Genomic DNA, 14,021 nt, shown 5'->3' with positions numbered 1-14,021 from the left:
GGCATGACCACCGTGCGACGGCCGTTCGGTCTGCACTGGATGTGCACGATTCGGTGAGTGCCGTCTGCACCGGGCACTTCTAGGCTTTCGTCCGTGGCAGAGCGGCGACGGGTCCTCCTGGTCGAGGACGACGAGACGATCGCGCGGGCGGTCCGCGACCGCCTGGCGGCAGAGGGCTTCGAGGTGCGCGTGGCGGGGGACGGCGAGGCGGCCCTGGTCGAGTACGGCCGGGCCGAGCCCGAGCTGGTGATCCTCGACCGGCTGCTGCCGGGGCTCGACGGGCTGGAGGTGTGCCGCCGGATGCAGGCGGCCCGCCCCGTGCCGGTGCTCATGCTGACCGCGCTCGGCGAGGAGACCGACGTGCTGGTCGGGCTGGGCGTGGGGGCCGACGACTACCTCACCAAGCCGTTCAGCATGCGCGAGCTGGTGGCCCGGATCCACGCGCTGCTGCGCCGGGTCGAGCGCGCCGGACAGCTCGCGGCCGAGGACACGGTCATCCGCGTCGGCGAGGTCGAGATCGACACGGCGGCGCGCCGGGTCTTCGTGCGCGGCACCGAGGCGCAGCTCACCAGGACCGAGTTCGACCTGTTGCGCCGGCTGGCCGAGCGGCCGGGGCAGGTCTTCGAGCGCGACCGGCTGCTGTCGGACGTATGGGGCTTCTCCGAGGCCGCCGCCACCCGGACCGTGGACAGCCACGTGCGGGCGCTGCGCCGCAAGCTCGGCTCCGACGTGGTGCGCACCGTCCACGGCGTCGGGTACGCGCTGGTGCGCCGATGAGGCCGCTCGACTCCCTCGGCCGGATCAAGGTCAAGCTCGGCATCGTGATCGTGCTGGCCGTCGGCACCGCGTTCGTGGTGAACGAGGTCGGCATCAACTCCGGCCTGTCGCGCGAGCTGCGCATCGCCGTGGCCGTGGCGCTCGCGCTCATCATGGTGCAGGTGCTGGCCATGGGCATGACCAGGCCGCTGCGCGAGATGGCCCGCGCCGCCCAGACCGTCGCCAAGGGCCGCTACGACCTGCGCGTGCGCGCGACCTCCCGCGACGAGGTGGGCGAGCTGGCCAGGGCCTTCAACGCCATGGCCGCCGACCTCGGCGAGGTGGACCGGCAGCGCCGCGAGCTGGTCGCCAACGTCAGCCACGAGCTGCGCACGCCCATCACCGCCCTGCGCGCCGTCCTGGAGAACGTCGTGGACGGCGTCTCGGCGGCCGACCCGGGCACCATGAGCACCGCGCTGGCGCAGACCGAGCGGCTCGGGCGGCTCGTGGCCCAGCTCCTCGACCTGTCGCGGCTGGACTCCGGCGTCCGCCTCATCGAGGCCGAGCCGGTCGAGCTCGCGCCGCTGCTGGAACAGGCCGTGCGCGAGGCGGAGCTGGCCCGCGAGGACGTCCGGATCGTCGCGCGGGCCCCCGGTGGGCTCGTGGTGCGCGCCGACCCCGACCTGCTGGCCCAGGTGCTGGCCAACCTGCTCGACAACGCCGTACGGCACAGCCCGCCCGGCGGCGTGGTGACCGTCGCGGGGGCCGCCGAGGGGGACGGGGCGCGGCTCACGGTCGCCGACCAGGGGCCGGGCATCCCGGCGTCGGCCCGCTCGCGGGTGTTCGAGCGGTTCTCGCGCCTGGACGCGGCGCGCGCCGCCGACGCCGGCGGCGCGGGGCTGGGGCTGGCCATCGTCAAGGAGATCGTCGAGCTGCACGGGGGCGGCATCCGCATCGGGGACGGCACGGGTTGCCGCATGATCATCGACCTGCCAGGGAGGACAGCCATGGGGGACAGACGGGGCGCCGCACCGCCGCCGGACCGGGAGGAGCGCCCGGCCTCGGGAGACGCGATCGCGCCGGAGGCCACGGGCCCGGCCCTGGGGGACGGTGTGCGCCCGGCCGCCGCGCTCCCGGGTCCGGCGGAGGAGACGGCCGTCGAGCCGGTGCCGGAGGGGAAGCCGGGTCCGGCGTCAGAGGGGGCGCTGCCGGTGCCGCCCGCGGGGGCCGGGACCGGCGCGCCGGAGCCCGTCCACGCCGGGCGGCCTTCGGGAGAGGCGCCCGTGCCCGCGCCCGCGTACGCGGCCGCGCCCGGGCCCGCCGCACCGTACTCGGGCGTGTCCGGACACGGCGCCCCGTATTCGGGCGTGTCCGGACACGACGCCCCGTACTCGGGCGTATCCGGGCCCGGCGCGTCCGGCCCCGGCGCGTCCGGGCCCGGTTCCGTCGCGAGGCCCGCCATCGCCGCCGCGTACGCGGCCCCGCCCGTCCCCGGGCCGGGGGACGTGTTGCTCCGGCTGATCGTGGGCACCGGCCTCGGCCTGGTCGCCGGGTTCGCGGTCGGCGTCGTCGCGGCGGTGTTCGTCAGCTTCGCCCTGGGGGACGGATTCGGGCTGATCGCGCTGGTGCTGTGCACGCTGCTGGCCGGGGCGCTGGGCGCGATCAAGGGCGCGTCCCCGCGCCGCGCGCCCGCCCGGCCCTTCGGGCCCGCCGGGCCCGGCCAGGGAGGCGGCCAGGAGGGCGGCCAGGTGCCGCCCCCCGTCTACGTGCCCCCGCCCCTCTTCCCCCGCCCGGAGCTGCCGGGGACGCCGCGCTGGCTGCTGCCCGCCGCCGCGGGGACGGGCGTGTTCGGCGCGGTCGCCCTGCCCGGCGCGCAGGCCGGCCTCGGCGTGGTGCTGGTGGCGCTGGTGCTCGGGGCGGCGGCCCTGCCCGCGGTGCTGCGGCGCCTGACGCCGTGGACGTGCGCGTACGCCCTCGTCGCGTATGTCCTGATCTCCATGGCGGTCCTGCGCGACGCCGACTGGCTGGTCGGCGTGCTGCTCGTGGCGGGCGCCGCGCTGGCGGCGCTCGCCGTGTCCGGGGCGGGGCTCGGCTGGATCGGCGCGATCAGGGGCGTGCTGTCGGTGCTGCTGGCGCTGCCTCCCGTGCCGTGGTTCCTGGCCGAGCCGCTGAAGCGGCTCACCGCCCGGCGGCGGATCCTGCCGGTGCTGGCCGGGCTCGGCATCACGGCCGTGCTGGTGGCGGTGTTCGGGGTGCTGTTCGCCTCGGCCGACCGCGTGTTCGCCTCGTACGTGCGACGCCTGACCGCCACCCCGGAATGGGCCGAGACGCTTCCGCTGCGCGTCTTCGTGTTCGCGGTCGTGGCCGTGCTGCTGGCGGCCGTGGTGCTGGTGGCGCTGCGTCCCGTCAACGACCCGGCCGGGCCCGAGGTCAAGCTGACCGTGAGCCGCAGCGTGTGGCTGCTGCCGCTGACGGCCGTGAACCTGCTGTTCGCCGCGTTCGTCGCCGTCCAGATCACCGCGCTGTTCGGCGGGAACGCCTGGGTGCTGCGGACGGCCGGGCTCACGTACGCGGAGTACGCCAGGGAGGGGTTCTTCCAGCTCGTCGTGGTGAGCGTGTTCGTGCTCGGGATCGTCGCGGTGGCCGCCGGGGTGCTGCGCGTGGGGCGGCGCGAGCGCTGGCTGCTGGCCGGCCAGCTCGGGGTGCTGTGCGCGCTGACCCTCGTGGTGCTCGCCTCCGCGCTGCACCGGCTCTCCCTCTACACGGACGCGTACGGGCTGTCGCGGCTGCGGCTGTCGGTGCAGGCGACGTTGTGGTGGCTGGCCGCGGTGTTCGCGCTGGTGCTGCTGGCCGGGGCGGTACGGCTGGCGGGGCGCGGCGCCGCCTGGCTGCCGCGTACGGTCGTGCTGGTCACCGGGGTGGCCCTGGTCGGCTTCGCCGTCGTCAACCCGGACCTGCGCGTGGCGCAGACGCAGGTGGCGGTGCGCGGGGTCGCCAAGATGGACTCCGACTACCTGGGCGACCTGGGGGCCGAGGCGGTGCCGGCGCTCGACCGGCTGCCCGAGCCGCAGCGCAGTTGCGTGCTGGCGGACGTGGTGGCGGCCAACGACCTCGGCGACGCGGACCCGTGGAACGGCTGGAACCTCGCCCGCGCCCAGGCCCGCGCCGTCCTCGCCGAGCACCCGATCCGTCCCGGCGCCTCCTGTCCCCGGGCCGCGTCCCGCACGCTCGACTGACGCCCGCTCCGCAGAGCTGTCCCAGCCCGCGGCCACGGCACACATTCCTGTTCCCGCAGGTGGACGGTCTCTCGCGTGTCCCACCCTGTCCCACGGACGATGCGCGCGACCTCGCCGCGGTGGTCGTATGAGTCCCGCACGGCCACCCCGATGAGAAAGGCAGTGACGGGACATGAACCAGCACGTCAGCGAGAACCCGGTCGGCGTCGAGGACATCGAGCGGCGGCCCGGGCGACGCGGAATGCGGATCACGCTCAACGGCGTCCTCTGGGCGCTCCAGGTGCTGTTCGGCTTCTTCTTCGCCGGCAGCGGCTTCGGCAAGGTGCTGCTGTACGACGGGGCTCTGTACGCGGCGGCGCCCCGGGCCGTGGCCTGGTACGCCGCGGTGCCGCAGCCCCTGATCGTCTTCATCGGGGTCGTCGAGGTCCTCGGCGGCGTCGGCCTGGTCCTGCCGGCGATGACGGGCGTCAAGCCGAGGCTGACGCCGCTCGCCGCCGCCGGCCTGACGCTGACGATGATCCTCGCGGCCGGCTTCCACGTGGTGCGCGGCGAATACGAGCTGGTGCCCGCGACTGTCCTGCTGGGAGGCGTCTCGGCGGTCGTCGCGGTCGGCCGGTGGAGGCTCAGGCCCGTCGCGCCCGCGACCATCACCACCTCGGGCGTGCTCAGGTCGTGCGCGGTCCTCGGCGCGCTGGCCCTGCTGGTCTTCGCTCCGACGTGGTACACGATGACCAACGTCCACTTCTGACCACCCAGCCCGGTCCCATCCGCAGAGGTCCGGCGGGAAGTCGGACCCGCCGCCCTCCCGGATCCCCCCACGCCTTCCCCAGAAGTGCGCCACCAGGTCCGGCGGGAAGTCGGTCGAGCAGGGGGGACGGGAGATCGGGTTTAATCCTTGGGTGGCATTCGATGTGATCATCACGGGCGGCCGGGTGCTCGACGGCACCGGCGCCCCGCCGTACCGGGCCGACGTGGCCGTCACCGGCGACAAGGTCGCGGCCCTGGGACGGCTGGACGGCGCGGACGCCGCCACTGTGATCGACGCGACCGGCCGGCTCGTCTCGCCCGGCTTCGTCGACTGCCACGTCCACGGCGACGCCACCGTCCTCGACCCGGCCGTGCAGCTCGCGGCGCTGCGGCAGGGCGTGACCACGTTCGTGCTCGGCCAGGACGGCCTCTCCTACGCCCCCGGCTCCGCCGCGACCGTCGCCTACGCCACCCGCTACTTCGCCGCCGTCAACGGCCCCCTCCCCGCCGTCCTGGGGGACGGGCCGCTGAGCGTCGACAGGCTGCTCGGCGCCTACGACCGGGCCACCGCGCTCAACTCCGCGTACCTGCTGCCCCACGGCACCATCCGCTACGACGTCATGGGCCCCTCGCCGCAGGCCCCGTCGCGGGAGGAGCTGGCCGCGATGCTCGACCGCGTCGAGCGCGGCCTGTCGGAGGGCGCCGTCGGCCTGTCCACCGGCCTCGAATACCTGCCCGGCCGCTACGCCGCCGCCGAGGAACTGGCCGCCCTGTGCGCGCCGCTCGGCGGCCTGCCGTACGTCACTCACATGCGCGCCTACGGCGCCGGGGCCGGGGTCGGGATGTCCGAGGTGAGGGAGATCGCCCAGCGCTCCGGCGCGGCCGTCCACGTCTCCCACCTGCACGGGCCCGCCGACGTCCTGCTGCCGCTCGTGGAGGAGGCGCTGGGCGCGGACGTCGACCTGACCTTCGACACCTACCCCTACCTGCGCGGCAGCACGATCCTCGCCATGGTGGTGCTGCCCCCCGACGTGCCCGCCGCCGAGCCCGGCCGGGCCCTGGAGACGCTCTCCTCCGGAGAGCTCGACGCCTGGTGGCCGGGGCTCGCGCAGACCTGGCCGCGGCTGACCGTCTCGCACGCGCCCGGCCTGGAATGGGCCGAAGGGCTCAGCATGGTCGAGGCCGCCGAGCGGGAGGGCGTGGAGCCGGCCGAGTTCTGCCGCAGGCTGCTGGTCGAGACCCGGCTGGAGGCCGGCTGCGTGCTGGCCCGGCCGGACGAGGGCCCCGAGGGCGAGGAGTCGGTCCGGCGGATGCTGCGCCACCCCGCGCAGACCGGCGGCTCCGACGGCATCCACGTGGGCGGCCATCCGCACCCGCGCGGGTTCGGGGCGTTCGCCCGCTTCCTCGGCACGCACGTGCGCGAGCTCCGCGACTGGACGTGGGAGCAGGCCGTCGTCCACCTGGCCGCGCATCCGGCGCGCCGCTTCGGGCTGGCCGACCGGGGGCTGCTGCGGGCGGGGTTCGCGGCGGACGTGGTGGTGTTCGACCCGGCCACGGTGGCCGACCGCGCCACCTACGACTCGCCCCGTACGCTCGCGACAGGGGTGGACGACGTGCTGGTGTCCGGCGTGCCGGTCCTGGCGGGCGGCGAGCCGACCGGGGCCACCCCCGGCCGGGCGCTGCGCTCGCGCTGACACCCACCCCACACGAGCATGAGGAACCGGGAAGAAGGAGGAGACGTCGTGCGGGAAGCCATCGGCCGTTCGATCTTCGACGGCGGCCTGCCGTTCCCCATGATGGTCGTGCACCGCGAGGCGCTGGAGCACAACATCGCCACCATGGCCGCGTTCGCCCGCGACCACGGTCTGGAGCTCGCCCCGCACGCCAAGACCCACATGTCGCCCGAGATCGCCGCCCTGCAACGGGAGGCGGGCGCCTGGGGGCTGACCGTGGCGACGACGCGGCAGGCCATGGCGGCGCGCTCGTTCGGCGCCGCGCGGATCGTCGTGGCCAACCAGTTCGTCGACCCGGCTGGCCTGACCTGGGCCGCCGCCGAGCTGGCCCGCGACCCCGGCTTCGACCTGCTGAGCTTCGCCGACTCCGCCGCCGGCGTGGACATCCTGGCCAAGCACGCCGGTCCCCGGCCGTTCCGGGTGCTGGTGGAGCTGGGCCACCACGGCGGGCGGGCCGGCTGCCGGTCGCTGGAGGAGCTGCTGGAGGTCGTCCGGTACGTCCAGGAGAGCCCGGGGGTGGAACTGGCCGGCATCGCCGGCTACGAGGGCGGGCTGTCCGGCGCCGACGAGGTCCGCGCCTACCTGCGGCGCCTCCAGGACGCCGGCGAGCACCTGCGCCTCCGGCAGCCGATCCTGACGGTCGGCGGCAGCCAGTGGTTCGACGTGATCGGCCGCGAGCTCGCCGCCACCAAGGCCACCGTGGTGCTGCGCAGCGGCGCGTACGTCACCCACGACGACGGCTACTACCGCGAGCGCACGCCGTTCAACCGCGTGGAGGGCGAGCTGCGGCCCGCGCTGGAGGTGTGGGCGCACGTGCTGTCCACCCCCGAGCCCGGCCTGGCCGTCGTGGGCATGGGCAAGCGCGACGCCCCGTACGACGAGGGCCTGCCCGTACCGAAGCGCGGCGGCGTCACGGTGATGCGGATGCAGGACCAGCACACCATGGTCCAGGCCGAGGGGCTGCGTCCCGGCGATCTGCTCGCGTTCGGCATCTCGCACCCGTGCACCGCGTTCGACAAGTGGCGGGCGCTGCCGGTCGTCGACCGCGACTACCGTATCGTCGGCGAGATCACCACTCTCTTCTGAGGAGCACGCATGAAGAAGGAGCTGCGCAGCACCGAGGGTGCCGCGCCCGTCGGCGCCTACTCCCAGGGCCTGGTCGTCGGTGACTTCGTCTACACCTCCGGCGCGGGCCCGCTGCACCCGGACACCGGCGAGATCGTCGGCGACGACGTGGCGGCCCAGACCCACCAGACGATGCGCAACCTCGGCGCGATCCTGGCCGCCCACGGGCTCGGGTTCGACGACGTGATCAAGGCGACGGTGCACCTGCAGCACCTCAAGCGCGACTTCGCCGCCTTCAACGAGGTCTACAAGTCCTACTTCACCCAGCCGTACCCCGTGCGGACCACCGTCGGCTCCGACCTGATGAACATCCTCGTGGAGATCGACTTCGTCGCGCACAAGAGCGCCTAGGCGGAACTGCCGGAAACTGTAAGGTCGGCTCGTGGACAGTTCGGTGTTCGTCTTCGTCGAGGATCTGCGTGGTGAAGGCGTCGAGCGGGTGCTCGACAGGATCGGCGGCTACGGCGTCACCGGCGTCACCGTCGGCGCGGTGCACCACGCCTGCCGCGACGTCACCCCGCACGGGCTGTCCCGGCTGACCGTCCGCCACGACGCCGCCCACTTCACGCCGCCGCCCGAGCTGTTCGCCGGGCTGCGGCTCAAGCCGCCCGCCGGCCACGCCGGCGCCCTGGACGGGCTGGCGGAGGCGTGCGCGCGGCGCGGCCTGAAGCTGCACGGCTGGACGGTGTTCCTGCGCAACGCGACACTCGGCGTCCGCCACCCGGACGTGACCGTGCGCGACTGCTTCGGCGACCGCGGCTCGCCCACGGACCTGTGCCCGGCGCATCCCGACGTGCGCGACTACGCCGTCGCGCTGGCCCGCTCCGTCGCCCGGCTCGGCGTGGAGAGCGTGGTGGCCGAGGCGCTGCACTTCAACCCGCAGCAGGCCGAACGCTCGTTCGTGCCGCTCGGGCCGATGGACACGTACCTGTTCGGGCTCTGCTTCTGCGACTACTGCATGCGCCGCGCCACCGACCTCGGCGTCAACGCCGAGGCGGCGCGCGAGGAGTGCGCCGGCATCGTGGGGCGCGTCCTCGACGGCGAGCCGCCCGCGCAGGGCGAGGTCACCAGGGCCGCGCTCACCGCCTACGCCGGCCCCGAGGTCGTGGCCTACGCCCGGGCCCGGTCCGAGACCGTGACGACGCTGGTGTCCGAGGTCGCCTCGGCCGTCGCCGCCGAGGGGGCGCGGCTCGTCTTCATCGACTCCACCGGCGCGGTCAAGGGGTACACCGACGGGCTGCCCACCCCGGGCCTCGCCGCGCACGACGCCTGGCAGCTCGGCGTCGACCTGGTCGCGCTCGGCGACCTCGTGCCGGCCTTCGGGGTGCTCGCCTACGCCCGCGACGCGGCCCGGGTGGCCGACGACGTGGGCGCCTACCTGCGCTCGGTCGGCAAGGACCGCGAGGTGCGGGCGGTGCTGCGGCCCGGCCACCCCGACAGCGACTCGGCCGACCGGCTGGTGGCCAAGGCCCGCGGGGCCAAGGCGGCGGGGGCGGCGGCGGTCGACTTCTACGCGTACGGGCTGGCGCCCCACCCGGTCCTCGACCGCATCCCGGCCGCCCTGGCGGAGGCGCAGTAGTCATCCCGCTCTCCGCGGGGCGAGTAGCCCGCTCTGCGCGGGGCGAGTCATTCCGCCTTGCGCGGGGCGAGTCATTCCGCCTTGCGCGGGGCGAGTCATCCCGCCTTGCGCGGGGCGGTCGCGAGGCCGTCCAGGACCGCCGACACCGCCTCCTCCGCGAACCCGCCGGTCACCGGCTGCCCCCGGAACACCGCCCGCACCCACACCGCCCCGGCCAGCAGGTCCACGATCAGCATCGGGTCGGCCGTCCCGCCGAGCTCGCCCCGCCGTACCGCCCGCTCGAACACCGGCCGCTCCCGCGCGAACCGGTCGGCGAAGAAGCGCCGCCCGTCCAGCTCCGGATGCCGTACGGCGGCGCCCAGCGCGGCGAGCGCGATGTCGCGTGCCGGAGGCCGCGTCAGCAGCCCGGCCATGGCCTCGACCAGGGCCACCAGGTCGCCGCGCAGGCTGCCCGTGTCGGGCGGCTCGAACCCCAGCACGTCCGCCTCCACCAGCGCCGCCCCGAGGAGCGCCGCCTTCGACGGCCACCAGCGGTAGATCGTCGTCTTGTTCACGCCGGACCGCTCGGCCACGCCCTCGACCGTCAGCCCGTCGTAGCCCCGCTCGGCGACCAGCCGCAGCGTCGCGTCGAAGATCTCCTGCTGCTTCCTGGGCGCCATGCCGTCATTTTCTCCCGGTGAACGCCGTGACCACGCCCATCCCCAGGTAGACCACGCCGCTGACGTACCGCAGGGTGCGGGCCCGGCGGGCCAGCCGGGTGCCGAGCGCGCCGGCCGTGAGCGCGTACACGATGTCCGACAGCAGGCCGAACACGAGCAGCGTCACCCCGAGCACCACGATCTGCAGGGCCGGCGAGCCCGCGCGCTGGTCCACGAACTGCGGCAGCAGCGCCAGGAAGAACAGTGTGACCTTGGGGTTGAGCACGTTGACCACCACCCCTTCGAGGAACACCTTGGGCAGCGGCTGCGGCCGCAGCGCCCGGCCGGCCGCCTCCTCCTTCGAGGTGAGCGCGCGGACGCCCAGGTAGAGGAGGTAGGCGACGCCGGCCCACTTGACGATGCCGAACAGGGCCGCCGACCTGGTGATCAGGTACGACAGGCCGGCCGCCGCGGCGGCGATGTGCACGAGCGTGCCCGTCTCCACGCCGAACGCGCTGGCCAGGGCGGCGCCCCTGCCCTGCGCGAGGCCGCGGGCGGCGATGTAGAGATGATTGGGGCCCGGGATGACCACGAGAGCCAGGCAGGCGCCGGCGAAGAACACATATGTCGACCAACTGATCACGAAATATCAGCGTAGAGATGGGTCTTTACCGCTATGAAGGCCAATGGCGGGCGGTAGGAATGGGCCAATGGATTGTCGGCGGGTCGTGGCATAGTTGCTCAACGTGAAGGGTCTCCTGGTGGGTCGCGGCGCCGAGCTGGCGCGGCTCGTCGGCGTGCTGCAGTCCGCCGCGACCGGCACCGCCGGTGTCGCGCTGGTCGGCGGTGACGCGGGCATCGGCAAGACGCGCCTGGTGACCGAGCTGGTGGCCGAGGCGCGCGAGCGCGGCTTCCACGTGCTGTCCGGGCAGTGCGCCGAGCTCGGCGACGCCCTGCCGTACCTCCCGCTCGCCGACGCCCTGCGCGGCGCCGAGCCCGCGGTGCGCGAGGCCGCCGCGGGCCACCCCCTGCTCGGCCAGTTGCTGCCCGGCGTCGAGAGCGCCCCGTCGGCCGGCCTGACGCAGCAGCGGCTGTTCGGGTCGCTGCTGGGGCTGCTGGCGGGCATCCAGCCCGTCCTGTTCGTCATCGAGGACCTGCACTGGGCCGACCGCTCCACCCGCGACCTGCTGGTGTTCCTCAGCCGCATGGTGCAGACCGAGCAGGTCTGCGTGGTCGGCACCTACCGCACCGACGACCTCCACCGGCGCCACCCGCTGCGGTCCGTGCTGGCCGAGCTGAAGCGGCTGCCGACGGTGACGGGGGTCGAGCTGGGGCCGCTCGACACGGGCGCGATGTCCGACTACGTCGCCACCATGGGCGAGGTCGACGCGCAGGAGCTCGGCGTGATCGTCACCCGCGCCGACGGCAACCCGTTCTACGCCGAGGAGCTCTTCGCCGCCATGTCCGAGGGCGACAGCCTGCCCGACGGCCTGGCCAGCCTGCTGATGTCGCGGGTCGAGGTGCTGTCCGAGCCGGGGCAGAGCGTGCTGCGCGCCGCCGCCGTGGCCGGGCGGCGGGTCGAGGACGAGCTGCTGCGCGAGGTCTCCGGGCTGCCGCTCGCCGACTTCGAGGAGGCCGTGCGCGAGATCGTCTCGCGCGGGCTGCTCCGCGTCGACGGCTACGGCTACGCCTTCCGCCACGCCCTCCTCCAGGAGGCCGTCTACACCGACCTGCTGCCGGGCGAGCGCACCCGGCTGCACGCCGCGTTCGCGCGGCTGCTCACCTCGCCCGCCGAGCTGGCCCACCACCACCTGGCCGGCCACGACCTGGCCGGAGCCCTGGCCGCCTCCGCCGAGGCCGGCCGGCTGGCCGAGCGGGTCGGCGCGCCGGCCGAGGCGCACCAGCACTACGACCAGGCCCTGTCCCTCTGGGAGCGGGTGCCCGACGCCGAGGCGCTGACCGGCGAGAGCCGGGTCTCGCTGGCCTTCCGCAGCGCCCTCATGGCCGCCGACAGCGGCGACAACCACCGGGCCGTCACCCAGCTCCGCGCCCTGCCGCCCACCTCCGGGGTCTGCGAGCGGCTGGCCTACTACTTGTTCGAGATGGACGACCAGGACGGCGCCATCGCCGCCGCCGAGCAGGCCGTCGCCATGGCCACCGACGACGCGTGCCTGGCCCGCGCCCTGGCCACCCACGCCCGCACGCTGACCTGGAGCTCCCGCCACGCCGAGAGCCAGGAGCTCGCGCTGCGCGCCCAGGAGGTCGCCCGCGCTGCGGGGGCGCGCGACGCCGAGGTCAGCGCGCTGCTCACGCTCGCCCTGCACGCCGAGCTCCACGGCGACACCGACAAGGCCCACGACCTGGTCTCCGTCGCCTCCTCCGAGGGCACCGGCGACCTCGCCATGGACCTGCGCGCCCGCTTCCACCACGCCCGCATCCACTATGAGACCGGCTACCTCGCCTTCGCGGCCACGGCCGCCGACGAGGGCATCCGGGTGGCGTCCGAGACGGGCCTCACCTGGAGCACCTACGGCACCGACATGCGGTTCCTGCGCTTCCTCATCCACTACGTCGCGGGGGAGTGGGACCAGGCCGAGACCGTGGCCGCCTCCTTCGGCTCCCGGGTGGGCACCGCGCCGGAGGCGACTCTGTCGTCGTTCGCGCTGTTCCTGGAGGTGGCGCGCGGGCTGCCGGCCGTGGAGAGCAGGCTCGGGTGGCTGCGGCCGTTCTGGTCCGACGGGCTCGTCGCGTACATCGCGCGCGGGCTCGCCGCCGAGCACGCGCTCTGGCAGGGCGACCCCGAGCTCGCCCTCGCCCACGTACGCGCCCTCCTCGACATGCTGCAGCCCGGCGACCCCGCCGTCCTGCGCATCGCCGCCATCGGCCTGTGGGCGCTCGGCGACCTCGGCGTCGTCGAGGACGCCGACGAGATGGTCGAGCAGGCGCGCTTCGCGGTCACCACCGGCCCGGTCGGTCAGCGCGGCCCCATGGGCCTGGAGGGGCGCGCGTGGGCGCTGCGCGTCGAGGCCGAGTGGCATCGCGTGCACGGCCGGCTCGACCCGGAGCTGTGGCGGCAGGTGGTCGAGGCGTTCGACTACGGCTTCGTGTACGAGACGGCCCGCGCCCGCTGGCGCCTGGCCGAGGCGCTGCTCGCCGCCGGAGACCGGGACACCGCGCAGACGGAGTGGGCGCTGGCCCAGGAGGCCGCCACCACGCTCCGCGCCGCCCCCCTCGAACAGGCGCTGGCCGACTTCGGCAAGAGAGCCCGCTTCACCGCCGTCACCGGGGCCCGTGCGGCGGCCCCGGAGTCATCCAACGGCGGGCTGACGGCCCGCGAGCTGGAAGTGCTCGCCCTCGTCGCCGAGGGCCTCACGAACAGGGAGATCGCCGAGCGGCTGTTCATCGCCCAGAAGACGGTGAGCGTCCACGTCTCCAACATCCTGGGCAAGCTCGACGTCTCGACCCGCACCCAGGCCGCCGCCACGGCCCGCGCCCACGGCCTGCTCGACTGACCGGCCCAGCTGCTCGGCCTGTTCGGCTCAGCTCCGGGCCAGGGCTGCCAGGTCGCGCACCACCTGGATCAGCTCGGCGGGGTCGAACGGCTTGGTGAGGTAGGCGTCCACCCCGATGTTCATGCCACGCCGCTTGTCGTCGTCCTGCGCCCGCGCGGTGATGAGCACCACCTTGATGTGACTGGTCGCCTCGTCCGCCCGCAACCGCTCCGCCGTCACCCACCCGTCGAGATACGGCATCATCACGTCCAGCGTGATCACGTCGGGCATGACGTCGTGCACCCGCTCCAGGCAGTCCTGCCCATCGGTGGCGGTCGACACCTCGAACCCCTCCAGGCTCAAGTTGACCGCGATGAGCTGACGGATGACCTCGTCATCGTCGACGACCAGCACTCTCCCAAGAACCTCACCCACGGCGGCAAAGCTACTCGTAGTGGCGCCGTCACGTGCGGTTTTCCAGCGATGTGTGATCGGAGGTTTATCGTGGTGCGGAGTGGTGCCTGAATACTGGTAGCCTTGTCACACGTTCGGCCCCCTTAGCTCAGGGGATAGAGCACCGGCCTCCGGAGCCGGGTGCGTAGGTTCGAATCCTACAGGGGGCACAGAGAACAGGGGGAGCGGGGCCGTCAGGGCCCCGCTCTTCTGCGTTACGGACCGGGCTGCACGGGCTCGGCAGCTTCGACCGGACGCAGCGG

At 74.4% G+C, this 14,021-nt stretch carries 11 protein-coding genes and 1 tRNA gene; 9 read left to right on the top strand and 3 right to left on the bottom strand.

Translation table 11 applies throughout. The features are described from left to right. Nucleotides 1-93: 93 nt before the first annotated feature. From HTZ77_RS00855 to HTZ77_RS00825, 7 genes are all read left to right on the top strand, one after another. A complete protein-coding gene (locus HTZ77_RS00855) occupies nucleotides 94-777 on the top strand; it encodes a response regulator transcription factor (RefSeq protein WP_175587473.1) in 684 nt (227 codons plus the stop codon). Continuing rightward, on the top strand, nucleotides 774-3,992 hold the full coding sequence (locus tag HTZ77_RS00850; RefSeq protein ID WP_175587472.1) for a DUF4153 domain-containing protein: 3,219 nt from the start codon (nucleotides 774-776) through the stop codon (nucleotides 3,990-3,992). The genes HTZ77_RS00855 and HTZ77_RS00850 overlap by 4 nt, the downstream gene beginning before the upstream one ends. 172 nt (nucleotides 3,993-4,164) lie before the next feature. Beyond that, nucleotides 4,165-4,740, top strand: coding sequence for a DoxX family protein (locus tag HTZ77_RS00845; RefSeq protein WP_175587471.1), 576 nt, complete (start codon nucleotides 4,165-4,167; stop codon nucleotides 4,738-4,740). Nucleotides 4,741-4,891: 151 nt separating this feature from the next. Beyond that, nucleotides 4,892-6,433: an N-acyl-D-amino-acid deacylase family protein gene (locus HTZ77_RS00840; RefSeq protein WP_175587470.1), complete on the top strand. Its 1,542-nt coding sequence runs from the start codon at nucleotides 4,892-4,894 to the stop codon at nucleotides 6,431-6,433. A 48-nt stretch (nucleotides 6,434-6,481) separates the two neighbouring features. Continuing rightward, complete coding sequence (locus tag HTZ77_RS00835; protein WP_328808352.1) at nucleotides 6,482-7,558, top strand: alanine racemase; 1,077 nt, start codon at nucleotides 6,482-6,484, stop codon at nucleotides 7,556-7,558. Between the two features lie 9 nt (nucleotides 7,559-7,567). Further along, nucleotides 7,568-7,948, top strand: coding sequence for a RidA family protein (locus HTZ77_RS00830; protein ID WP_175587468.1), 381 nt, complete (start codon nucleotides 7,568-7,570; stop codon nucleotides 7,946-7,948). A 31-nt stretch (nucleotides 7,949-7,979) separates the two neighbouring features. Further along, the gene (locus HTZ77_RS00825) at nucleotides 7,980-9,176 is read left to right on the top strand and encodes a hypothetical protein (protein WP_175587467.1); all 1,197 of its coding nucleotides are present in this window, start codon (nucleotides 7,980-7,982) and stop codon (nucleotides 9,174-9,176) included. 95 nt (nucleotides 9,177-9,271) lie between these two features. Here HTZ77_RS00825 and HTZ77_RS00820 read toward each other — a convergent pair whose 3' ends face one another. Then, nucleotides 9,272-9,835 carry a TetR/AcrR family transcriptional regulator gene (locus HTZ77_RS00820; RefSeq protein ID WP_175587466.1) on the bottom strand — a complete coding sequence of 188 codons (564 nt, stop codon included), beginning with the start codon at nucleotides 9,833-9,835 and terminating at the stop codon, nucleotides 9,272-9,274. 4 nt (nucleotides 9,836-9,839) lie between these two features. After that, the gene (locus HTZ77_RS00815; RefSeq protein ID WP_175587465.1) at nucleotides 9,840-10,457 is read right to left on the bottom strand and encodes a LysE family translocator; all 618 of its coding nucleotides are present in this window, start codon (nucleotides 10,455-10,457) and stop codon (nucleotides 9,840-9,842) included. A 103-nt stretch (nucleotides 10,458-10,560) separates the two neighbouring features. Between HTZ77_RS00815 and HTZ77_RS47975 the strand changes: the two genes are divergently transcribed. After that, nucleotides 10,561-13,326: a helix-turn-helix transcriptional regulator gene (locus HTZ77_RS47975; RefSeq protein WP_175587464.1), complete on the top strand. Its 2,766-nt coding sequence runs from the start codon at nucleotides 10,561-10,563 to the stop codon at nucleotides 13,324-13,326. A 27-nt stretch (nucleotides 13,327-13,353) separates the two neighbouring features. On the opposite strand, the gene HTZ77_RS00805 is transcribed toward HTZ77_RS47975, so the two are convergent. Continuing rightward, the gene (locus HTZ77_RS00805; RefSeq protein ID WP_312888116.1) at nucleotides 13,354-13,740 is read right to left on the bottom strand and encodes a response regulator transcription factor; all 387 of its coding nucleotides are present in this window, start codon (nucleotides 13,738-13,740) and stop codon (nucleotides 13,354-13,356) included. 116 nt (nucleotides 13,741-13,856) lie between these two features. Here HTZ77_RS00805 and HTZ77_RS00800 point away from each other — a divergent pair. Continuing rightward, nucleotides 13,857-13,928 (top strand) — tRNA-Arg (locus HTZ77_RS00800). Nucleotides 13,929-14,021 lie beyond the last annotated feature (93 nt).

Origin of the sequence: Nonomuraea montanisoli, from assembly GCF_013363975.1 — a bacterium.
In the GTDB taxonomy this organism is placed as follows: Bacteria; Actinomycetota; Actinomycetes; order Streptosporangiales; family Streptosporangiaceae; genus Nonomuraea; species Nonomuraea montanisoli.
Note: the sequence above shows the minus strand (reverse complement) of the source record. Positions and strands in the feature narration are given on the sequence as shown.